25 protein-coding genes and 1 pseudogene are annotated in these 20582 nt (G+C 51.4%); 3 read left to right on the forward strand and 23 right to left on the reverse strand.

Translation table 11 applies throughout. The features are described from left to right. Nucleotides 1-315: 315 nt before the first annotated feature. The 10 genes from ACXPUX_RS12935 to ACXPUX_RS12980 form a co-directional block, all read right to left on the reverse strand. A complete protein-coding gene (locus ACXPUX_RS12935; protein ID WP_458828658.1) occupies nt 316-771 on the reverse strand; it encodes a (deoxy)nucleoside triphosphate pyrophosphohydrolase in 456 nt (151 codons plus the stop codon). A gap of 21 nt (nt 772-792) precedes the next feature. Further along, complete coding sequence (locus tag ACXPUX_RS12940; RefSeq protein WP_458828659.1) at nt 793-1455, reverse strand: Fic family protein; 663 nt, start codon at nt 1453-1455, stop codon at nt 793-795. After that, nucleotides 1398-1811 carry an NUDIX domain-containing protein gene (locus ACXPUX_RS12945; protein ID WP_458828660.1) on the reverse strand — a complete coding sequence of 138 codons (414 nt, stop codon included), beginning with the start codon at nt 1809-1811 and terminating at the stop codon, nt 1398-1400. The genes ACXPUX_RS12940 and ACXPUX_RS12945 overlap by 58 nt, the downstream gene beginning before the upstream one ends. A 38-nt stretch (nt 1812-1849) precedes the next feature. After that, the gene (locus ACXPUX_RS12950; RefSeq protein WP_005922554.1) at nt 1850-2341 is read right to left on the reverse strand and encodes an HD domain-containing protein; all 492 of its coding nucleotides are present in this window, start codon (nt 2339-2341) and stop codon (nt 1850-1852) included. Nucleotides 2342-2437: 96 nt separating this feature from the next. Next, on the reverse strand, nt 2438-2962 hold the full coding sequence (locus tag ACXPUX_RS12955; protein ID WP_458828661.1) for a GNAT family N-acetyltransferase: 525 nt from the start codon (nt 2960-2962) through the stop codon (nt 2438-2440). Nucleotides 2963-3116: 154 nt separating this feature from the next. Then, the gene (gene ade / locus ACXPUX_RS12960; RefSeq protein WP_458828662.1) at nt 3117-4805 is read right to left on the reverse strand and encodes an adenine deaminase; all 1689 of its coding nucleotides are present in this window, start codon (nt 4803-4805) and stop codon (nt 3117-3119) included. 230 nt (nt 4806-5035) lie between these two features. Beyond that, nucleotides 5036-5500, reverse strand: a complete 465-nt coding sequence (locus ACXPUX_RS12965) for an Hsp20/alpha crystallin family protein (protein WP_458828663.1) — start codon at nt 5498-5500, stop codon at nt 5036-5038. A 233-nt stretch (nt 5501-5733) separates the two neighbouring features. Then, nucleotides 5734-6537 (reverse strand): ADP-ribosylglycohydrolase family protein, encoded by an 804-nt coding sequence (locus ACXPUX_RS12970; RefSeq protein ID WP_458828664.1) that lies wholly within the window; start codon nt 6535-6537, stop codon nt 5734-5736. Nucleotides 6538-6551: 14 nt separating this feature from the next. Further along, nucleotides 6552-7211, reverse strand: coding sequence for a vWA domain-containing protein (locus tag ACXPUX_RS12975; RefSeq protein WP_458828665.1), 660 nt, complete (start codon nt 7209-7211; stop codon nt 6552-6554). Nucleotides 7212-7301: 90 nt separating this feature from the next. Continuing rightward, nucleotides 7302-8333, reverse strand: a complete 1032-nt coding sequence (locus ACXPUX_RS12980) for a macro domain-containing protein (protein WP_458828666.1) — start codon at nt 8331-8333, stop codon at nt 7302-7304. A gap of 115 nt (nt 8334-8448) precedes the next feature. Between ACXPUX_RS12980 and ACXPUX_RS12985 the strand changes: the two genes are divergently transcribed. The 3 genes from ACXPUX_RS12985 (at nt 8449) to ACXPUX_RS12995 (ending at nt 11411) form a co-directional block, all read left to right on the forward strand. Next, nucleotides 8449-9330 carry a DUF5131 family protein gene (locus ACXPUX_RS12985; RefSeq protein ID WP_458828667.1) on the forward strand — a complete coding sequence of 294 codons (882 nt, stop codon included), beginning with the start codon at nt 8449-8451 and terminating at the stop codon, nt 9328-9330. A 72-nt stretch (nt 9331-9402) separates the two neighbouring features. Beyond that, nucleotides 9403-10086 (forward strand): alpha/beta fold hydrolase, encoded by a 684-nt coding sequence (locus ACXPUX_RS12990; RefSeq protein ID WP_458828668.1) that lies wholly within the window; start codon nt 9403-9405, stop codon nt 10084-10086. 86 nt (nt 10087-10172) lie between these two features. Next, nucleotides 10173-11411: an IS256 family transposase gene (locus tag ACXPUX_RS12995; RefSeq protein WP_458828669.1), complete on the forward strand. Its 1239-nt coding sequence runs from the start codon at nt 10173-10175 to the stop codon at nt 11409-11411. 251 nt (nt 11412-11662) lie between these two features. Here the strand turns inward: ACXPUX_RS12995 and ACXPUX_RS13000 are convergent, their stop codons facing one another. From ACXPUX_RS13000 to ACXPUX_RS13060, 13 genes and pseudogenes are all read right to left on the reverse strand, one after another. Continuing rightward, nucleotides 11663-12115, reverse strand: coding sequence for a peptidyl-tRNA hydrolase (locus tag ACXPUX_RS13000; RefSeq protein ID WP_458828670.1), 453 nt, complete (start codon nt 12113-12115; stop codon nt 11663-11665). 12 nt (nt 12116-12127) lie between these two features. Beyond that, a complete protein-coding gene (locus tag ACXPUX_RS13005; protein ID WP_458828671.1) occupies nt 12128-12715 on the reverse strand; it encodes a pentapeptide repeat-containing protein in 588 nt (195 codons plus the stop codon). Between the two features lie 12 nt (nt 12716-12727). After that, nucleotides 12728-13177 (reverse strand): low molecular weight protein-tyrosine-phosphatase, encoded by a 450-nt coding sequence (locus tag ACXPUX_RS13010; RefSeq protein WP_149793751.1) that lies wholly within the window; start codon nt 13175-13177, stop codon nt 12728-12730. 57 nt (nt 13178-13234) lie between these two features. Continuing rightward, on the reverse strand, nt 13235-14011 hold the full coding sequence (locus ACXPUX_RS13015) for an HAD-IIB family hydrolase (protein ID WP_458828672.1): 777 nt from the start codon (nt 14009-14011) through the stop codon (nt 13235-13237). Next, nucleotides 13996-14457 carry a 2-thiouracil desulfurase family protein gene (locus ACXPUX_RS13020; protein ID WP_117535089.1) on the reverse strand — a complete coding sequence of 154 codons (462 nt, stop codon included), beginning with the start codon at nt 14455-14457 and terminating at the stop codon, nt 13996-13998. The genes ACXPUX_RS13015 and ACXPUX_RS13020 overlap by 16 nt, the downstream gene beginning before the upstream one ends. 86 nt (nt 14458-14543) lie before the next feature. After that, nucleotides 14544-14771, reverse strand: a pseudogene (locus ACXPUX_RS13025) (helix-turn-helix domain-containing protein); the annotation flags it as partial. A 216-nt stretch (nt 14772-14987) separates the two neighbouring features. After that, nucleotides 14988-15365, reverse strand: a complete 378-nt coding sequence (locus ACXPUX_RS13030) for a desulfoferrodoxin family protein (protein WP_149793754.1) — start codon at nt 15363-15365, stop codon at nt 14988-14990. A gap of 105 nt (nt 15366-15470) precedes the next feature. Then, nucleotides 15471-16196: a MerR family transcriptional regulator gene (locus tag ACXPUX_RS13035; RefSeq protein WP_015536930.1), complete on the reverse strand. Its 726-nt coding sequence runs from the start codon at nt 16194-16196 to the stop codon at nt 15471-15473. A gap of 78 nt (nt 16197-16274) precedes the next feature. Beyond that, nucleotides 16275-16940, reverse strand: a complete 666-nt coding sequence (gene sfsA / locus ACXPUX_RS13040; protein ID WP_458828673.1) for a DNA/RNA nuclease SfsA — start codon at nt 16938-16940, stop codon at nt 16275-16277. A 137-nt stretch (nt 16941-17077) separates the two neighbouring features. Further along, on the reverse strand, nt 17078-17596 hold the full coding sequence (locus ACXPUX_RS13045; RefSeq protein WP_458828674.1) for an O-acetyl-ADP-ribose deacetylase: 519 nt from the start codon (nt 17594-17596) through the stop codon (nt 17078-17080). A 10-nt stretch (nt 17597-17606) separates the two neighbouring features. Further along, nucleotides 17607-18134, reverse strand: a complete 528-nt coding sequence (locus ACXPUX_RS13050; RefSeq protein ID WP_458828675.1) for a cysteine hydrolase family protein — start codon at nt 18132-18134, stop codon at nt 17607-17609. A gap of 114 nt (nt 18135-18248) precedes the next feature. Next, the gene (locus ACXPUX_RS13055) at nt 18249-18467 is read right to left on the reverse strand and encodes an HFLK protein (protein ID WP_458828676.1); all 219 of its coding nucleotides are present in this window, start codon (nt 18465-18467) and stop codon (nt 18249-18251) included. Between the two features lie 89 nt (nt 18468-18556). Then, on the reverse strand, nt 18557-20518 hold the full coding sequence (locus ACXPUX_RS13060) for a phospholipase D family protein (protein ID WP_458828677.1): 1962 nt from the start codon (nt 20516-20518) through the stop codon (nt 18557-18559). Nucleotides 20519-20582 lie beyond the last annotated feature (64 nt).

Raw genomic sequence — 20582 nt, forward strand, 5'->3', positions numbered from 1 at the left:
GCTGCGGTTTCCGCTCAGAACGTTCAGAGCCAGACTGACCAGCAAAGCCATATCAATGCGGAGCATTTCAGCCTTGCTGGCATACAACAGTCCCAAAAAGCAAAAAAATCCCGCCTGAAGAGCAAAACCTTCGCTTTGCCCTCAGACGGGATGTCTTTCGACACGACTGTTAGCTAAATCAACCAATAAAAGCCTCCGAATCTCTTTCTTATTAGGAAAAGATTCGGAGGCCTCTGTTTTACGATTTTTTCGGAATAGCGGCTTTCACCAGCAGCATCATAGGACGGCGCAGTTCATCTTTCATTCCGGGAATCCTCAGCATCTCTGCAGAGATTCGTTGTCATATTCGCTGGTATGGAGTAGTTTCACTGGCTGCATTGAGCTTCTAATGGCATCCAAAATGGTCTGATCCGCCGGAAGCCACGGAACGGAATCAATGTCATCTTTTGTCAGCCATCGTGCAGCTTCCGCTTCTTTCAGAACAAGATCGCCGGAAACCACTTCACACCAGAAGCAGTCCATGGAAAGATGAAACACCGGATAATCGTACTCGATTGTACCAATTAAATCCTCCACGGCGATTTCCGTGTCCAGTTCTTCTTCGATTTCCCGCTTCAGAGCCTGCTGCGGGGTTTCACCCGGCTCGATTTTGCCGCCCGGAAACTCCCATTGACCTTTGTAGTCACCATAGCCGCGGGCGGTAGCGTAGATTTTGCGTTTTGCCTGCATGGAATCGCAGATCACAGCGGCCACAACACGAATCGTTTTCATAACGTTCTCCTTCTGGATTCATTATAATGGCCGACCGTCAGAAGTCCCACCGACACGATAGAACACCCTGTTTCCTGCTTTTCTTGCAGTAAGCAGCCCCATCTCATGGAATTTCATCACAAACGTCCGAATGGTTGCATACGCAGCGTTTCGGAAATCCTTTTCCAGCTGCTTTGTGGTAAACTCCTCTGCACCATAAGCAGACAGAACATACTCCCAGAGCAGCCGTTCTTTTTCTGTGATTTTTCCTTCCGCAAGAGCAGTTTGATATACCTCAAGATCAGTTTTCGGCGGGACTGCATCCACCTGCAGGCGGTTATAGACCTCATTGCAGAAGTAGAACAGAAAGGGAGTCACATCCGTATAGCCGGAAATCAGAGCATTTCTCTCCACGCGTTCGTAGGCTTTGTAATATGCGCCCTTGTTTTCAGCGATGTATCGGGAAAACGGCGTGAACAGTGCCGCAGGATAGCCCTGCTGAACAAGATACCAGAGGTGGAATAGCCGTGCAGTGCGTCCATCCCCGTCAAAATAGGGGTGGTAGTACGCAAAGGCAAAGTGCAGAATGGCAGCCTTATGCAGCTCATTGATGCCGTCATTGGCATTCGCAAAATCGACAAGACATTTCATAGCACCGGGAAGTCGCTCTGCCGGAAGTCCCGGTCTTGGTTCTTCACCGCCCACAATAAAAACATCGCCATGCCGATAAAAGTGGTTTGGCAGTAATCGATCTTCATCCGGGAGATAATCCCCTGTGCTGATCTGATATAGGTACGGTTGAACCGGAGGTGCTCTACTTCCAACCCGGTTTCTTCCCGGACTTCCCGCACCACGGCGTGTTCTTCTGCCTCACCGCGGTTCACATATCCAGCCACCAGAATATAAGAAGGCTTGCCGTACTGCTGGATGAGCAGAATTTTCCCGGTTTCCTCATCCACAACAATCATGCTGACTGCCACATTGTACATCGGGAACCGGTATTGCTGGCATTTCGGGCAATAAGGCACAATGCCCTCTTCTTCCAGTTCTTTTTCAATCAATGCCGTACCGCATTCAAAGCAATGCTTCTGAATCATTTTTACACTCCAAACACTGTTTTCGTCAGCCGGATACCTGCTGCCGTCTTCATCGTATGTTCCATAAAGGTTCGGATTGCCTGCTGGTCGTACCCGCTTTCGGACGCATTGACGATATAATCTGCCTCAATCAGAATCTGATAGTCAATGCCGTCGATCTGCGCCGGACTATGGTGGTGCCCTACCAGATAGGCCACACGGTCGATCTGTTCTGCTGTCATGCCGGTATCCGCCAAGAACTCCCGCACCAGCGGGGCACCCTCCTGCTCCTGATATTTACCATTGGTGTTACCGTACTTTTTGCGGCAGAGCGGGCAGGCGATATCGTGGGTGATGGCCGCCACCTCCAGAATAAACTGCGTGTCTGCGTCCAGCCCCTCCAGCTCACCAATGGTTTTGGCATAGGTCCACACGCAGCTCAGGTGCGTGATGTCATGGATATTCCCTTCGGAAAAGGCGATCATCTTTTCCATGATCTGTGCAATGGTCATCATTTGTTTTCACTCCCGTTTTTAATACTTAAATGTTCACCTTGATAAACGCGAATTTGTTTGTACAATGTTCAAGATATAACTGTTATTATGTCTTGATTAGAGTACAAACTCATATAAGAGGAACTTCCTCGGTACTCCAATATCAACATATGTGATTTCAACCTTATCCACATACTTAAATCCAAACGACATATACATTTTCTGTGGAATATCATTTCCCTCTATGCAATCAAGACGAATTGATTTAAGGTTTCTTTCCCTTGCTGTGTCTATTGCGTGTTGAACTAACTGCTTCGAGTATCCATGACCTCCATATTCCGGAAGGACACGCAAGGCATGAAGAACTACTGTCTCGTTATCATTTGCATCAATAAGCCATTTAACTGCGTGATACGCCTCATCACGATCATGATTCATAATATACGCCGCAACAATTCGACCATCTTCAATACCGATAAACTGATTTCTCTCTTTGATTGCATCTTTGATCATTTCATCTGGAGGGAAACCACCTTTATCTCCCTCCGGCAGAAAATCTTTTCCGCTCAAAACTTTACACATATCGTCATAAAACTGTCGCAATTCTATAAAATTTTTCTCTTCTGCATATCTGATAATCATAGAAATCTATCCCTCCAACTTACGATTTATCAAATAAGAATTTTCGTCAATTTTTCTCTTGATGTGGCTCGCTTCTAAGAGTAGGAACGAACTGTCCTGTTGCCGGAGACGGACCATTCAGGTCGATCTCCGGCAGTATTTTTGTTATCGCCTATTAAAAAACAGCCGGAACAACTTTCTGCTGCGCTACATCGATGATGCCGTATGTATTCAGTCTGAGTTTTGGAATGACCGGAAGGCTGACGAAGGCGAGGGTCATAAAGATGCTGATATCTTCCGCTACACCATGTGCCTTGAGGGCATCGTTCAGCGCCTGCATTTTCGCCGCAACGCTCTCTGCGCTTTCGGTGCTCATCAATCCGGCCACCGGAAGCGCAAGTTCTGCCACGACCTGTCCATCTGCCACAAACGCAAGTCCGCCTTTGTTTTTCCGCACAGTGTTGCCGGCCAGCATCATATCGGTATCGTTGTCCCCTGCCACAATCAGGTTATGGGAATCATGTGCGATGCTCGATGCAACGGCTCCGCATTTCAGGCTGAAGTTTCCTAAAAAGCCAATGCCCACATGGCCGGAGTGATGATGCCGCTCAAAAACGGCCAGTTTTACGACGTTGTGTTCCGGGTCCACACCGGGAGCTTTGCCCGGATGCCGTTGGAACGGGATAATTTTTTCCTCTGTAAGCAGCTCGCCCCGGTTCAGGCAGATGACACGCTCCTGCTCCCCGCTTTCCCGAAGTTCCAGGTCCTGCAGTGTGATCTCATCCAGATCAAAGGAATCCATAACGTGGGAAAATCTCACACGGTCGATGTCAAGCGGTGCGGGTTTCAGCATTTTTCCGTGCTCGGCCACCAGCGTGCCATTCTTGTAAACCTGTTCGACCGTAAAGGATTCCAGATCAGGAACCACAACCAGATCTGCCCGGTACCCCGGTGCTACGGCACCGTGCTGCTTGAATCCAAAATACTGTGCCGGGACCAGCGTCGCCATTTTGACGGCCACTGCCGGATCCGCCCCCAACCGGATCGCTTTACGGATGTTGGAATCGATGTGTCCGCCGTCCAGCAGGTCACCGGGGTGCTTATCATCCGTCACCAACATGCAGCGGCTGCAATAAGGCTCCCGGAACAGCGGCATCAGGGCCTCCATATTTTTGGCAGCCGTTCCTTCCCGGATCATGATATATTGTCCGAGCCGGAGTTTTTCCATGGCTTCCTCAATGTTGGAGCACTCGTGATCGGACTGAACGCCTGCCGCAATATAAGCATTCAGTTCCTTATCGCTCAAGAGCGGTGCGTGTCCATCCACGATCTTTCCCGCTTCGGTACAGTCGCGGATCTTCTGCAGAATTTTCGGGTCACAGCGCACCGTTCCATAGGCATTCATCAGTTCCGCAAGCCCCAGCACGCGGGGATTGCCGTAGTAAGGCCGGAGCTGTTCTGCGTTCAGCACCGCACCGGATTCATCCAGATCCGTGGCCGGCACACAGGAGGGCAGCATGAAATAAATCGAAAGGGTCAGATTTTTTGTCGTTTCCAGCATAAAATCCAAGCCTTCCAGCCCCGCAACGTTCGAGATCTCGTGTGGGTCTGTGACCACCGCAGTGGTACCGTGGGGCAGCACTGCCTGCTCGAAAGCCGGACCACAGAGCATGGAGCTTTCGATGTGGATATGCCCATCGATCAGGCCCGGGCAGACATATTTGCCGTGCAGATCAACTTCTTTCCGGCCGTGATACGCACCCACACCCACGATCGAATTTCCGCTGATGGCAATGTCAGCGGTGTCGATCTCATCGGTAAACACATTGATGATTCTGGCATTTTTCAAAACCAGATCAGCCAAAGTATCTCCTCTGCCTGCCGATATCCGGTGTTTCAGCTCATCAGACCGCATAGAAACATCTCCTCTCTCTGAAGTTCGATTTTCTCACCTGTGGATTGGTTCTGCCCTTATTCTACCACGCCTTGCCGCTGCGGAAAAGATGCCAGGAACAAAAATGGCCCCGGAGGGCTTGTTACAGCTCTCCGGGGCCACTTTATGTGCGTTGTGCCTTGGCGCACATGACCGGCGTTTTACTCGATTGCAATCAGCTTCGGGTTCTCAGGCAAAGCCTTCGTCTGCTGAGGAGCAGGCAGCTCGATGTGCAGGACACCATCCTCGAACTTTGCGTGGATGTCTTCCTTCTTCACATCGCCCACGTAGAAACTGCGCGCGCAGGTGCCGGAGAAGGATTCGCGCCGCAGATAGCGGCCTTTCTTATCCTTTTCATCGTTGCTGTGGCTGCGCACTGCCTGAATGGTCAGGTAGCCATCGTCCAGTTCCATCTGGACGTCTTCCTTCTTGCAGCCCGGCAGGTCAACAGCTACTTCGTAGCCATTGTCCGTCTGTTTGACATCGGTCTTCATCATGTTTGCACCACGCTTACCAAAGGCGCCACGAGCCTCACGGTTCATAGCACGTTCCAGTGCAGCGTCATTCCAGAACGGATCGAAGAAATCATCGAACAGATTTTCATGGAAAACAGTCGGCATAAGCATAAATCATTCCTCCAATCCCGGCGTTCGGGTCGGGGCAAAAAATCTGAAGCGTCCATTCAGAAGGGCTTTCCGGGGAGCCTAGCGGCTCTCCTTTTGCCCTTCCTCCTGAGCACGCTACTGTTATAGCGCCGTTCATTAGCAGTGTCAATAGAAGAGTGCTAAAATTCATGAAAGAATAATACTTTTATAAAATCCTATGCAATCTTTTCGAGATTCAGCCGCATCATCGTATTTTATATCATCTTGGCAATCATGAAGCACAACAGTTCATATGCTTCCCGGATATCCTCCGGCAGACGTTTCAAAGTCTCGTCCCGCAGTTCCTGCGGCATCCCGTAAAAAGCTTCGGCAATGCCGCCGGTGATGCAGGCAAGGGTGTCGCTGTCGCCGCCCAGAGAGACCGCATTGCGAAGTGCATCCTCAAAACTGACACTTTCCAGAAAAGCAATGATGGCTTCCGGCACAGTTTCCTGACAGGTCTCCACATGGCGATAGCCCGGGCGAATTTCATCACAGGTGCGGCTCAAATCGTAGCCAAAGGTCTGCTCCACATACTGCCGGATCTCCTGCTTGCTGTGGCCGGTGCGTGCCAGAAAAATCGCTGCCGCCGTGGCCTGTGCGCCTTTGATGCCCTCCGGGTGGTTGTGGGTGACTTCAGCGGTCACTTTTGCCATTTCCAGCGTTTTGTCTAGCGTATCGAACAGCCAGCCCGCTGCTGACACCCGCATAGCCGAGCCGTTGCCGAAACTACCATAGGGCTTCGGATTTTCTGCGTGCAGCCACCGGCGGAACATCCCGCCGTAACCGGCATGAGGGTATGTTTCTCCCCAAATGCGCATCTCGCTCTTTGTTTCTTCAAATGTTCTCTCCGGGATGCCTTTACCTGCAATCAATCCCCGTGCCACCGCAACGGCCATGACCGTATCATCGGTGAAGTGCGATTTTTCGCTCAGCAGGGGGAAATCCTTGTGCTTGTAATTGTTGTGGTCAAATTCATAGGGACTGCCCACGATGTCACCCAAAATTGCTCCCAACATGGCTGTTTTCTCCTTTACTCCTGATGCCGCTTCTGGAAGTCGGCTTCGATTTCCTCTTTCCACTCTGCGCCGACAGATGCCGGGCAGGCTGCCTGCCGCATTTGGCAGACCGTTTCGCTGACCACATGGTAATTGATTGCCACGCCCTGCGCATCATTCTCGAACCGCACCGCCCGGTCTGCCCCGATGCCGAAGCGGGCAGCTTCCTTCACGGCGTCCATGTTGGCACCGAGGAACAGGAACTCCCAGCCGTACTGCTCTTTTTCCCGCTCGATCATCCGGCGGATCTTCTCATAGCTAAACCGTTTGCTGGCGTTTTCCAAGCCGTCCGTGGTGATGACAAAGATGACCTTTTCGGCGCGCTCGCTCTCCGGCAGATGGCGCTGAATGTTCGTCATCTTCTCCACGCCGTAACCGATGGCATCCAGCAGCGCCGTGCAGCCCCGGACGTAGTAGTCCTTTTCGGTCAGCGGCGCAACAGCCTTCAGCGGAAAACGGTCGTGCAGCAGCTGCACCTCATGGTCGAACAGGATGGTGGTCACGTTGGCCTCGCCCTCCTGCTCCTTCTGCCGGGTCAGCATGGCGTTGAACCCGTCTATGGTGTCCGGTTCCAGTCCGCCCATGGAGCCGCTGCGGTCAAGGATAAAAACAAGCTCGGTGAGATTTTTCTTCATAATAAATGCCCTCCGTTTTGTGGTGTTCCGTCTTTCTGACAAGAGGATACCACAAACCGGCGGGCAAAAGGTCAACGGGCAGGCGACAAATCACGCACCCAGCTGCTCCTGATCGTATTCAAACAGCAGCGTATTGACCTGATTGATGTTATAGATTTTGTGTTCCAGACAGTACCGCACGATCCAGTCCCGCTTGGAGCCATCCGAAAAGGCATAGCCCGCGCTCTTGAGCAGGTCGATGGTTTCATCTTCGGACAGGTGCAGCCCCACCGCAAAGGCCAGCACGGTTTTCTTTTTAGGGTTATACTCGCGGTTGCACTGAATTTTGGAGAAATGCTGCCGGGAGATGTTGGACTGCTTGTACACGGTGGAGTCTTTCAGCCCCCGCTCGTCAATGAGCCGCAGCAGCCGGGTGGTGAAGCTTTCACCGAGATTATCCATCAGGCTTTCCAGACTGCGGGCTGTCCTGGGTGCCGCGGCGGGTGCCGGAACTGCACCTAGCATCGGCAGGGCAGCATCTTCTTCCAGAAGCCTCCGCCGCTCTGACAATTCCCTGCGCCGACGGCCAAATCCGTAGCTTTCGTCGTTCTGTGCTACATAGTGGTCGTCAATGTACTCCTCCACCGAGGCGAACAGCTTCCGGCTCACGGCCAGCGAGTCCCGGTCGTAAAGCACCAAATACACGGTCAGGTCGTGCTCCATAACGTACTGCGTGATGGTGTCCACCGCAATGCGGAAGGCTTGTTCCTTGGGGTAGCCGTAGTTCCCGCTGGACAGCAGCGGAAAGGCCACGCTCTCGCAGTGGTACTTTGCGGCTAATTCCAATGCGGAGTGGTAGGCACTGGCTAATTGTTCTGCTTCACCGAACCCGCCGCCGTGCCACGCCGGGCAGACTGCATGGAAAATATATTTTGCGGGCAAACCGAACGCCGGGGTACACACGGCTCTGCCCAAATCGCAGCGGCCGATGGCTTCACAGGAAGCGGTCAGCTCCTGCTCCCCTGCCGCCTGATAGATGGCACGGCTGGTGCCGCTGCCCTGCAAAAGGTTCCGGTTGGCCGGGTTGACAATGGCATCCGCCGCCACTTTGGTGATGTCGTTGCGGATCATCAGAAACGGCATGGTAGTTCCTCCCTCATGTGGTTTTCTTCATCCTATCACATCCGGCGGGGCGGTGCAAGGGGGTGCTCTTGTTTCCTGTCCGCGCAGCTATTATAATAATAGGTACCGAAAGAAGGTGAGCTTCCTGCACGACATCTGGAATCCATGGCACGGCTGCGTCAAGTGCAGCGAGGGCTGCCAGAACTGCTACATGTATTTTCTCGACCGGATGCGGGACCAGAACGGAGTCGAGATCTACAAAACGAAAAGCGGCTTTTCCTATCCGCTCCAGAAAGACCGCACCGGACACTACAAAATCCAGAGTGGTGAGCAGATCCGGGTCTGCATGACCTCGGATTTCTTCTTGGAAGAAGCCGACCCGTGGCGGGCTGAGGCGTGGGACATCATGCGCCAGCGCAGCGATGTGGTGTTTTTTCTGCTCACCAAACGGCCGCAGCGGGTACGGGAGTGCCTGCCGCCGGACTGGGGTAGCGGTTGGGACAACATCTTTTTCAACGTCACCTGTGAAAATCAGCGCCGCGCCGATGAACGCATTCCCATTCTGTTTGACCTGCCCTTCAAGCACAAGGGCATCATGTGCGCGCCCTTCATCGGACCGGTGAGCATCCGGCAGTACCTTACCGCCGGGCAAATCGAGCAGGTCATCTGCGGCGGCGAAAACTATGATGGTGCCCGCCCCTGCAATTTTGATTGGGTCAAGTCTCTCCGGCAGGAATGCGTGGATGCCAACGTGACCTTCTGCTTTATCGAGACCGGCACCGTGTTCATCAAAGACGGTAAACGCTACCACCTGCCCAGCAAGCAGCTGCAAAGCCGGATGGCTTATAAATCCGGTATGAATTTTCAGGGAAGGCCCATCCGTTTTGACCTCGTGGACGACTGGGGCTACCCCATCCCGCAGGAAGATCTCTATGTGCCACATTTCCGTACAAACTGCGAGACCTGTGGCAGCAAACTGATCTGCAACGGCTGCAGCGATTGCGGAAAATGCTTATAAAATAAAGGAGTTCTATGGAAACAGAAGAAGAAATCGTTTCCCCGCAGAGTTTTTCTCTGCCTGCTGGCCATTTTGCTGGCCGTTTGCATTGCGTTCGGCGTTTACGTCAGCGACTACTACCACGCAGACCCCGCCGCCGAGGATGCGCTGGTATCGGATGACGTGGTGAGCGTCACCAAGCAGAACGGTAACTGGGTCTTTGCGCCGGAATCTCCCACCGCCGGGCTGATCTTCTATCCGGGCGGCAAGGTGGAAAACACCGCCTATGCTCCCCTCCTGCACGACCTTGCCGAGGATGGCATTCTGTGCGTGCTGGTAAAGATGCCCTGCAATCTGGCCGTACTGGATAGGAACGCGGCGGACAGCATCCCGGAACGCTTTTCCGAGGTCACAGACTGGTACATCGGTGGGCACTCGCTGGGCGGGGCCATGGCGGCAAGCTATGCGGCCAAGCACACCGATGAACTGGACGGTCTGGTGCTGCTGGCGGCCTACTCCACCGCCGACCTGACCGACAGCGGCCTGCGGGTCTATGCCGCCTACGGCAGCGAGGACGGCGTACTGAACCGCGAAAAGTACGAAGCCGACCGCATAAATCTTCCGCAGGACACTACCGAAACGGTCATTGACGGCGGCTGTCATGCCGGATTCGGCAGTTACGGTGCCCAGAAGGGCGATGGCACACCCACCATCTCTGCCGAGGAACAACAGCGGCAGACGGCGGACGCGCTGGCGGCGTGGATGAATCTTCAATAAAAAGCAAACTATCCGAGACCATCCCAATAATTGTGTAAACCTCCGGAGAGGTGTAAAATAGAAGCATCAGGATGGAGGAAAAAGATATGTCCCGAAAGAATCGAAGTCCGGAAGAAAAAGCCCGTAGAGCAAAGATCCGTGAACTGCTGCAGATGGCAAATATCGACAGCATGGATGACATCCAGGACTTGTTCAAGGAAACCATTGCCGAATTCATGGAGAATGGTTTAGAGGCCGAACTGGATGAGGATCTTGGCTACAGCAAATACGACTACAAGAACAAAGCTACGGACAACAGCGGGAACGGCCACAGCAGCAAAAATCTGCGGACCAGTTTCGGTGAAGTCGAGGTTTCTGTTCCCCGTGACCGGAAAGGTGAGTTTGAACCGCAGCTTCTGAAAAAGAACCAGACCAGCATCAGTCAGGATATCGAAGAGAAGATCCTGTCCATGTATGCGAAAGGCATGACGACCGGCGATATCGAGGCGCATATTCAGGATATCTACGGGCTGTCTGTGTCAGACACTACGGTAAGCCGGATCACGGATAAGATTCTGCCTGTGGCGAAAGAATGGCAGCAGCGGCCTCTGGAATCGATCTATGCCGTAGTTTTTCTGGATGCGATCCACTACCATGTCCGTAGCGAAGGGCAGATCGTAAAGAAAGCAGTATACATTGCCATCGGCCTTGATCTGGGTGGCCGCAAAGATGTTCTGGGGATGTGGGTCGGCGAGAATGAGAGTGCAAAGTTCTGGGCGACCGTACGGAATGGTCTGAGGAATCGGGGCGTAGAGGATATTTTTATCGCATGTACAGACAATTTGACTGGTTTCGATACAGCCATCCATGCAGTGTTCCCGGAAACGGAGATTCAGAACTGCATGATTCACCAGCTGCGGAATTCCAGCAAATACGTTTCTTACAAAGACCTGAAGGCTCTCATGTCCGATCTGAAAGCCGTGTATGCAGCAGTGGACGAGCAGGCTGCTCTGGACGCTTTGGAGACTTTCGCGCAGAACTGGGACAACAAATATCCCAAGATCGCAAAGTCGTGGCGGGAAAACTGGGCTAACCTCAGCACCTACTTCAAATATCCTCAGGAAGTCCGCCGTCTGATCTATACCACGAACACGATCGAAGGCTTTAATCGGCAGCTGCGGAAGGTCACAAAATCCAAGAGCGTTTTCCCGACAGACGACAGTCTGCTGAAAATGCTGTATCTGGCGATGATGGATATTACGAAAAAGTGGACAGGTCGGCGGCAGGACTGGAGCCGAATCCATGCACAGTTGTCCATCTATTTCGCTGAGCGTATGCCGGATTAACACCTGCTGCGGAGGAATGTCAAGGGTATATGAACGGCTTCGCCGCCCTTGACATTCCCCCTTGCCGGCGTTATGTTGTTGTTAAGGCGACAGCCGGTTTCGCCGTCTGCCGCCTTATATTAAAATTGCTCTTGTTTTATAGCTGTCTGGACTTTACACAAAATTTGGGAAAGACCCAACTATCCCGACCATTTTCCTGCAAATCACAGGAGAATGGCCGGGACTTTCTTTCGTATTCCGTAAATCAGGAATCAATACAAATGAAATTTATGGCTGATCTGATGTGCAATTTCATCCGGCAGCGGACGGAAACCGATGCAGGTCAGGGTCATGCCTTCTCCGTTTTCATCAAATTCTTCCGGCTCCAGCTCGGTGTGGCAGGCATCCCGGATAAGGAAGTAGTCTTTGTTTTCCACAAGGCCCAATTCCTCGGCAATGGTCTTTGCTTTCAACAGCTGATTGCGGTTCTTTGCCCCGCAGATAGTTTTGGTAAAAGAGCCATCGAACCATTCTTCATAGGTTGCTTTCTCCAACATGATTTCTGCCCGATAGCCGGTAATTTCTCCGTCTTTCTCGATGGGTTCCACGCCCTGTCCCATGCCGATGGGGTCGGTGAGGAACGCCAGCGAAGCATGGCAGCACTGCGCCGCCAGCTTACCGGGAGACATCTGCAGGTCTTTTCGGGCAATGATGAGTTGACGCATTTTCTCTCCTTCTTACGACAGCTTGATCTTCAAATCTGCCAGCAGATTCACCGCTTCCGGCAGGGAAAATTTCGCATCCTTCAGGCGGCTGCCCAGAATGTCCACCTTATAGCCTGTAGCATCCCGGAAATCCGCCTTGCGCAGGTCACACTGGTAGAATTCCGTTTCGTGAAGTTCCACGCCCTTGAAATTCGCCAGCTGCATCTCGCATTTGGCAAACATAGAGCCGACAATTTCGTTTCCGTCTGAAAAGTTGAAGCGGTTAAAGTTCATTTCGGTGAAGGTGTTATATTTCAGACTGCACTCTTTCAGCGTGTGGATAGGGTCCGGGAAGGCACCGTTGGACATCAGCGGTGCCCACTCAATTTCATTCAGGCGGCAGTCCTCAAAATCCAGCGACTGCACCGAAGAATGGGTACTGCGCAGACCTGTGATCTCACACCGCACGAATTTGCACTCATTCAGCGTGGTATGATCCAGTTCGCATTTGGTAAAGGAGCAATCCACAAACATGCAGTCGGTAAAGTCGCAGTCCTCAAAAGTCTCCTCGGTGAACGACAGGTCAGCAAACCGTTCACTCTCACAATAACGCTCTGTCATGAAATTCTCCTGTCAGCGCAGTTCTTCCAGCAGAGCCGTGCAGCCCTCCAGCACGTCCTGCCAAGTGGCCTCAAAGTCCCCGGTATACCATGGGTCGGCCACATCGCCGGGGCGGCGGGTATGATCCATCAGCAGAGACACTTTATGCTCCGGGTCGCCGCCCACAAAGCGCGCCATATTGCGTAGGTTGTTGTGATCCATGGCGATCAGATAATCGTAGGTTTCGTAATCCCTCCGGGTCATCTGCCGGGCCGTCTTGCCCGCGCAGGAGATGCCGTGCTCGGCCAGCTTCCGCCGGGCGGGCGGATAGACCGGGTTGCCGATCTCCTCGGTGCTGGTGGCGGCGGATGCGATTTCAAATTTATCAGAAAGCCCGGCTTTGGCCACCAAGTCTTTCATTACAAATTCGGCCATTGGGCTGCGGCAAATGTTCCCGTGGCAGATGAAAAGCACTTTCGTCATGTCAAAATATTTCCTTATACCGTATCATTTTGAATTTTGCACACATGCGTGCAAAATTCAGTTCTGCTTCAAGAACTCCCGCAGCACATCCTCTGGGCGGGGTGTATGGTTCGGGTACTTTTCCCGCAGCGGTGCGGCGGCACCATCCATAATGTAGGGCACACCCACAATGTCCAGCATCGACACATCGTTATAATTGTCGCCAAAAGCCATCACATCGGCAAGGGCGATGTCCAGAGTCTTGCAGATGCTGCGCACACCGATGCCCTTGTTGGCAAAGGTGGTGTCGATCCAGTACGGCCCTGCCACAGCGCAGTTCGCCTCTTTCCATCGTGGGACAAACCGTTCCGTGTAAGATTCTACGCCTTCGTGCAGATACACCGATACTTTTGTGATCTCCTCCGGCACCTCGGAAGGGTCATGGATGATTTGATAATTGTTCCCGATGAACTGGATGCGCTGGAGCATTCCCAGACCCCGCTCCATCAGGTAGGCAGTATTCTGGCCGGAGAGCATCACTTCGCCCTGCCCGTCGCTGCGGGTCCACAGGTCGTTGGCGATTTCTTCGGCCAATGCACGCGGCATCGGATTCTTGGCGATGCACTGTTCGTCCTTATAGATCACGCCGCCGTTTTCGCAGAGAAACACACAGCAGTCCGCCACCGGTGCAAAGAGCTTGCGCAGGCTGGTATACTGCCGACCGGATGCCGGGCAAAACAGAATGCCGCGCCGATGCAGCTCCCGTATCTGCTCAAAGATCTCGTCTTCCAGTTCCTTTTTGCCGTATTGCAGCAGCGTACCGTCAATATCGCTGCAAATCAGTCTGATTGACATTTTCCGTCCTCATTTTTCAAGATAATTTTAGGCAATTCCCCGGCATCCAGAACACGGACGCCTTCGTCCATCAGCATCTTGGCAAAAACGCCCTGTCCGGGAATCTTTGTCCCGGAAAACGTTCCATCGTAAATTTCCTTCACGCCGCAGCTGGGACTGCGGGATTGCAGGATGGCAAGCTCCACCCCATTTTCTTTTGCGATGGCAAGGGCCTTGGCTGCGCCCGCTCGGAACTCCCGGTCCACATTGATGCCCTCTTTGTTCGTGACAACGCCCTGCACGATTTCCGCCGGGCACCGCGGTGTGGGCAGGCCGCCCAAAACCTCCGGGCAGACCGGAACCACCTGATGCCCCCGCGCAAAATCACAGACCGCCTGATTGTAATTGTTTCCGCCGCTGTATTTGCAGTTTTCGCCCAGCAGGCAGGCGCTGACCAGAATCTTCATTGTTGCGCGCTCCGTTTTTCAGATACTGAATCTTTTACCTATTCTACCACGCTTTTGGGCATTGAAAAAGAGGATTCTGCTTTTTCCTATCCCCATACCGGGAGGTCCGCCGTAATCTTTTCTAATTCCTGTGCAAGAAACGTCAGCCTTTCCCTCAGATGGTTGTTATGCGGTGCATCTCCGTTCAGCAGATAGTCCGTTCTGACATTCAGGCAGGACGGAAGATCCTGCAGCAACTCAATCGAGCAGCAGCGGCTTCCCGTTTCAACTTTTGCAAGATGGTTCGCACTAACGTTCAGCATTATACTCAACTGTTCCTGTGTAAAGCTCTTACACGCAGCTTATCCGTAGATTGCAAGTTTGTTGCAAGTTAGTTTTAAGTTTCGTTGCAAGTCTCCTATTCTTACAAATACCACTCTGGTCTGCTGCTTCATTGTAACCGTCAAAAGAAAAGACGCTTCAGCCAACATTAAATTCTCATCAAAAAACAGGGAGTGACATCAAATCACTCCCTGTTTGCATTGATTGTATTAGAGTTTCGTCATCCAGAGCCCATGCAGATTGCAGTATGCGTAAACGGCCACCGGTTTTTCACTGCCCAGTTCAAAAACAGTGCTGGGAGCCTGCCCCGGATTCAGATAGCGGATCTGCCCGCCGTTCTCAGTCTCCACAAAAATCCACTGAATATAGTGAACATCCGCCATGGGGTGCTCCACCGCGCCCACTGTGACCGTGAGACGACTGCCGGAAAGCTCTGCCACCGGCAGATGCTTCTCGCCGCTGGCTTCCACCGTATTGGGAACCAGCTCTTTCATTTTCTCCCCGCAGCAGACCAGCGGAACGCCTGCGTTATGGATGGTAGTGACGAGGTTGCCACAGTGATTGCAGATGTAAAACTTTGCCTTCATATCGAAATCCTCCATTGGAATGTTATCGGTGTGTTTCTTGTATCTATATGATAACATTTCCTATTTATGATTTCTGTAACTGAATCACGCAAAGCGTTTTTGGGCTCACTTGCAATAAATCTCAATGGCTTTCTGCGCAAATTCTGCGGCACCGGCACCGCCGGCAGCATTGATGTTTTCCGTAAATGCTCCGCCTGCCCCATACATCTGCCCCAGCTGATTCAGGATCACCTTGGAACAGTTATAGTAGTGCTCTGTGATAAACTCCTGCAGCTTCTTCACCTGTGCCTGCACTTCAGAGTCCGCCGGGTCTTTGCTCTGCATTCCGCCGAATGCCGCCACGATGTCCATCAGTTGACTGCTCATGTCCTTAACCTCTTTCTCGGTCTTATGGGCAGTTTTTTCCTCAAACTCTTTGTATTCCGGCGTTTCGCCCCATTCCTTTTTGGCCTGCTCGGTATACTTCTTGATCTTCTGCGTATCAAATGCGGTAAAGTCCATAACCATTCCTCCTGTGGATCGAATTTTCTGCGCAAGGCCGATCAGATCTTCAAGATGCTGCTTTTTCAATGTCAGAAGTGTGATCTGCTGTTCCAGTGCTTTCTGCCGGTCAAAAGCAGGATTCTCCACGATTTTCTGGATGTCCTTCAGCGGAAATTCCAGTTCCCGGAACAATAAGATCTGCTGCAAACGTTCCAGCGCGGCATCGTCATACAGCCGATAGCCTGCTTCGGTACGGCCCGCCGCGCGCAGCAGACCGATTTTATCGTAATATTGCAGGGTCCGGATGCTCACTCCGGTCCGCTTGCTCACTTCGTTCACTGTCATCATCTTGCTGTCCTCCCTTGCGACAGCCACAGTATACGCTATGACGCTGCGTCAGGGTCAAGAGGTTTTCTGAAAAATTTTTCAGCCTTCCCTCTGCTCCACGATTTCCAAGCTGTCACGCCCCACACGGCAGAGCAGAAACAGCACCCGCACACCTGCGGCCTTTGCTTCGGCCAGTGCCGTACCAAACTCCGGCTGTGTGCTGACATTTGGCCGCACCTCGGTGATGCCTTCCATCTGAATCACGAAAGCCACTGCGCACCGATACCCTGCCTGCTGTGCCTGCGCCAGCTCGTGCAGGTGCTTCACGCCGCGCTCGGTAGGTGCATCCGGGAAGTAGCCGATACCGTCCACTTCCAGTGTGCAGCCCTTGACTTCCATCAGATACTTTTGCTCGCCCTTTTCCATATAAAAGTCGATGCGGGACTTCCCATAGGTGAATTCCGGCTTGATATAGTCGTAGCCCTGTTTTGCAAGCCACTCCCCTACCACCTTATTGGGTGCCTGACTGTCCATATTGACCCAGCCAAGACCTTGCTTGTGTACCGCCACAAGGTCGTATTTTGTTTTGCGTTTCGGGTTATCTGACACTTCCAGCCGAACCGCCGTGCCGGGCAGCAATAGCTCTTTGCACCGCCCGGTGTTCTTGACATGGACGGTTTCCACTGCTCCATTCATTTCCACATAGGCAATAAAGCGGTTGGGACGGTCAACAAAAATGCCGTCCACAATTTCTCTGTATTTCAAGTTTTTCTCCATTTTCAGTACAGGATTCGGGAGCCATACACAATCACTGACAAGCATCCGAAGAACAGAAAACCTGCCGCAAACCCGATCCCTGTAAACAGCTTTTTGAAAAAGCCCATCTCTCACACCTCTTCCGGTTACAGCCTTGCCTGATACACCCGCTCCGTCCGGGCATCGAAGCAGCAGAAAATCACCTGCATTGCGTAATCCGCATGTGCTTCCAGCCACTGCGCCACTGTTTTGACCGCAATCTCCGTGGCATCTTCCAGCGGGTAGCCATACACACCGGTCGAAATTGCCGGGAACGCAATGCTATGGACATCATGCTCTTTGGCAAGGTCCAGCGAATTGCGGTAGCAGTCCGCCAGCTGCGCAGCATCCTCTGCTGTGCCGGAATATATCGGGCCTACCGTATGAATGATATACTTTGCTTTCAACCGGTAGCCCTTAGTGATTTTTGCTTCTCCGGTGCGGCAGCCGTGCAGCGTGCGGCACTCCGCCAACAGTTCCGGCCCTGCTGCCCGGTGGATGGCACCATCCACACCGCCGCCACCCAGCAGACTCCGATTGGCCGCATTCACGATGCAGTCACAGTCCAGTTTGGTAATATCCCCCTGCACCACTTGAATCTGATTTTTTACTTTTTCAGAAATCATTGTAAACATCTCACTTTTTGAGCAGTTCCAGCGCCTTGTCCATGGGCACGCAGTCAGCATAGCGGTCCGGCCAGAGGAACTCATTATAATAGCGGTAGCTCTGCTCCCCTGTCATGTACTCGTTGTCCTGCGTGGAATTTGCATAGGCAGGAACGATCATATGCAGGCCATGCTCAAAGCCTGCCTCCACCGTTGCATTGATGCAAAAGTCGGTCATGATGCCGCAGACCATCACATCTTTTTCGCCCTTTTCCGTCAGATATTCCAGCAGACCGCTTTCTTTTTTGAACGCGCTGCATACGGTTTTGACGAACCGTTTTTCAGTCAGCAGCGGTGCAAATTCGGAATAGACCTCAAATTCATCGTCCCCGATGGAGAAACCGGTGCCGGGCCCATCGTCATGCTGGACATAGACGACCTCGATTCCCTGTTCGCGGGCAGTCCGGATCAGCTCCTTGATGTTGCTGACAAACTTTTCAAACGCATACAGGCGTTCATCCACGATACCTTTCTGTGTATCCACAACTAGTAAAACCATGTGTAAGCCCTCCTGTTTTTCTTTGATTTCATGCTACCATAGACCGCCGTTTTCTACAAGCAGATTCGAAAAATCCCCACAGGGAAAACCTGTGTTTCACCTACAGGGATTGATTCAGCCACCCAAGATGATCAGGATCAGCACCACGACCACTGCAACGGCGATCAGGCAGCCGCATCCGCTGCCGTCCCCGCCGCCACCGCCATTGTTGTTGTGGTTTCCGCCGCCACCACCGCCGCCGGACGAACCGCCGAAGTTGCGGTTGAACGCCGTCATGTACTGGGCATAGCCCGTATCGCCTTTGCCGAAGTAGCCATAATCACCGTTTGACATTGTTTTGTCCTCCTCAGAAATATATTTTTTCCCTTCTGAGGTTCATTTTATCGAAAGTGATGTCCAACAAGCATCTCTTTCAAAGCATTTTATGCAAAAATCTTTGAAAGCCATGGAAATAACGGTTTCTTAAAAGTGATACCAAAGAACTTCTGCGCCTCCTCCAGATTCATCATCAGGCAGTCTCTGGACTTACGTACTTCCAATGTCTCTGGCAATTCTTTCAAAATTCTGTCGGCCTCATATGTCGCACCCGCATTATAGCAGAGTTCATTTGTTCGGGGATAAATTTCAAATGAATCCTTGCTGGTTTTCCATGCATTTTGAATTGTTTTTATTGCGTAGCTTCCCGTTACTTTCTCGCTGAAATAATCCTCAAGACTCAAAACTCGAATATATTCTGGCAGCGTTTCCGGCCCATACTCTTTGAAAATATTCATAAGGACCTGTGACGATACTTTCAGAATATCAGGCGCTTCATCCTGTTCATCATCTTTCATCAATTCCAGCAATTCCGGAACAATTTCAAGCATCTGTCGCAGATATTCCCGATAAAGTGCCGTCCCAACCTCCCGCTGAACCGTACGCACAATATTGCTGCTCATCACTTCTGTGTTGGTCAGTCCTGCCTGAACACGACAGATCACTGTCCGGCGAATCACTTCCGGTGCAACAGCTTTGACATCTTCATTTGCACTGATCACAACAGCCGGATAGTTTACCAAATGCTCTGCAATCCCAAAATCATCATTCTTGATTGTTTCGATCGCATGTTGACTGAATCTTGTATTTGTCAGATCGTCCACAATAATCGGTGCTCCATGCACCGTTTGTTTAAGGCTATCAATGCTTGATCGCGTAAAATCAGGTGCAGAAATCTTTGTCTTTTGGCCGATCATCATTTTTAGAAGCGTTTCCAGAAAACTTGTTTTTCCTGCTTTGCTTTGTCCATAAACAAGCCCGAACACCGGATAAGGTAATGTGTTCTGATTATATCGAACTGCCATATCCCTCATACAGGCCATAAATGGAGAGCAGAAGAACCAGTTTGCAAATTCGTAGTATCGGAACTGCATTCCAACATGATCTCCATGGAATTTTTCATATCCATCCATATAACGCAGGAACAATTCCACATCTTTCTCAACTTCGGCTTTCGGAGGATTCAAATCGAGTTTTTGTTCATTTAACGTCACGTACTTTTCATCCGGCTCAACATCAAGCTGCGGGTACTCACTGCGTTGTTCTTTTTCCAATGTTTTTGCCTCAACCACATGCTTTCGGATGATTTTGATTTTATCTGGCGACAGCAGAATTTTTCCTTTTTTATCCGGTTTCGGGACGCATGGTTTGAATTTTGCTGCAAGTCCCTTTACATCAAGCGCAAAGCGCACTTCCTCTTTCTGATTTTCTGAGACAGGCTGAATCACAACAGCCTTTTTTACTCGAATCGTCTTTGCAATCGGAAGTTCTTCCAGATTTTCACCGTCATCGGCACACAAAAGCGAATCTTTTCCAATTTCGTCCGTGCTTTTTTCTTTTAACGTCTGGTAACACTCCATATACCAGTCAAATGCTTCATCTCCATCCATATAGCAGATATTCTCGCGCTGCCTTCCTTCAAATGCGGCTGCTGACATATTTGCCGAACCCATTATCACGCGTTTTCTACCATCCTTGGCTGAAAGCAAATAGATCTTTTCATGAGAAAGAATATCCCTTGCAACGAAAAGATGCAACGTTCCATTTTCCACACGCTCGGCAAGCTTTTTATACGCTTTATTTCTCATTCGTTCAATCAGCTTGCACTGGTACGCCATCACACTTTGCATGGAGTAATCCATAACATCTTCGCAACCGAAAATAATCTCTGCCTGTTCAAACCGATCCAAAAGTTCACACACAAAACCAATACCGGAAGAATAGGTAATTGCGCAAAGATTATTATATCCGAAAAAAAGCTCCTGCCATGTCAGAGACTCGCATGACTCATAATTCAGTTTAACAACATCCAAGTGCTTTGAGTCTTTTACACCGTTCAAGTTTTCCATAGTTTGCTGCTCATCGAAAAAGGACAAATTCTCCATTCAGATTCATTCCTTTCATTGGTTTTTC

Source organism: Faecalibacterium sp. PGM34, from assembly GCF_054456555.1.

What these genes read in the sequence shown, in the direction of transcription:
- ACXPUX_RS13045 (WP_458828674.1), bottom strand. Translation starts at nt 17,596, where the DNA reads ATGATTTCTGAAAAAGTAAAAAATCAGATTCAAGTGGTGCAGGGGGAT.
- ACXPUX_RS13055 (WP_458828676.1), bottom strand. Translation starts at nt 18,467, where the DNA reads ATGTCAAACGGTGATTATGGCTACTTCGGCAAAGGCGATACGGGCTAT.
- ACXPUX_RS12995 (WP_458828669.1), top strand. Translation starts at nt 10,173, where the DNA reads ATGTCCCGAAAGAATCGAAGTCCGGAAGAAAAAGCCCGTAGAGCAAAG.
- ACXPUX_RS13035 (WP_015536930.1), bottom strand. Translation starts at nt 16,196, where the DNA reads ATGATGACAGTGAACGAAGTGAGCAAGCGGACCGGAGTGAGCATCCGG.
- ACXPUX_RS13015 (WP_458828672.1), bottom strand. Translation starts at nt 14,011, where the DNA reads ATGTCAATCAGACTGATTTGCAGCGATATTGACGGTACGCTGCTGCAA.
- ACXPUX_RS13005 (WP_458828671.1), bottom strand. Translation starts at nt 12,715, where the DNA reads ATGACAGAGCGTTATTGTGAGAGTGAACGGTTTGCTGACCTGTCGTTC.
- ACXPUX_RS13050 (WP_458828675.1), bottom strand. Translation starts at nt 18,134, where the DNA reads ATGGTTTTACTAGTTGTGGATACACAGAAAGGTATCGTGGATGAACGC.
- ACXPUX_RS12935 (WP_458828658.1), bottom strand. Translation starts at nt 771, where the DNA reads ATGAAAACGATTCGTGTTGTGGCCGCTGTGATCTGCGATTCCATGCAG.
- ACXPUX_RS13000 (WP_458828670.1), bottom strand. Translation starts at nt 12,115, where the DNA reads ATGCGTCAACTCATCATTGCCCGAAAAGACCTGCAGATGTCTCCCGGT.
- ACXPUX_RS13010 (WP_149793751.1), bottom strand. Translation starts at nt 13,177, where the DNA reads ATGACGAAAGTGCTTTTCATCTGCCACGGGAACATTTGCCGCAGCCCA.
- ACXPUX_RS13060 (WP_458828677.1), bottom strand. Translation starts at nt 20,518, where the DNA reads ATGGAAAACTTGAACGGTGTAAAAGACTCAAAGCACTTGGATGTTGTT.
- ACXPUX_RS12950 (WP_005922554.1), bottom strand. Translation starts at nt 2,341, where the DNA reads ATGATGACCATTGCACAGATCATGGAAAAGATGATCGCCTTTTCCGAA.
- ACXPUX_RS12975 (WP_458828665.1), bottom strand. Translation starts at nt 7,211, where the DNA reads ATGAAGAAAAATCTCACCGAGCTTGTTTTTATCCTTGACCGCAGCGGC.
- ACXPUX_RS12970 (WP_458828664.1), bottom strand. Translation starts at nt 6,537, where the DNA reads ATGTTGGGAGCAATTTTGGGTGACATCGTGGGCAGTCCCTATGAATTT.
- ACXPUX_RS13020 (WP_117535089.1), bottom strand. Translation starts at nt 14,457, where the DNA reads ATGAAGATTCTGGTCAGCGCCTGCCTGCTGGGCGAAAACTGCAAATAC.
- ACXPUX_RS12980 (WP_458828666.1), bottom strand. Translation starts at nt 8,333, where the DNA reads ATGCCGTTTCTGATGATCCGCAACGACATCACCAAAGTGGCGGCGGAT.
- ACXPUX_RS12955 (WP_458828661.1), bottom strand. Translation starts at nt 2,962, where the DNA reads ATGATTATCAGATATGCAGAAGAGAAAAATTTTATAGAATTGCGACAG.
- ACXPUX_RS12965 (WP_458828663.1), bottom strand. Translation starts at nt 5,500, where the DNA reads ATGCTTATGCCGACTGTTTTCCATGAAAATCTGTTCGATGATTTCTTC.
- ACXPUX_RS13030 (WP_149793754.1), bottom strand. Translation starts at nt 15,365, where the DNA reads ATGAAGGCAAAGTTTTACATCTGCAATCACTGTGGCAACCTCGTCACT.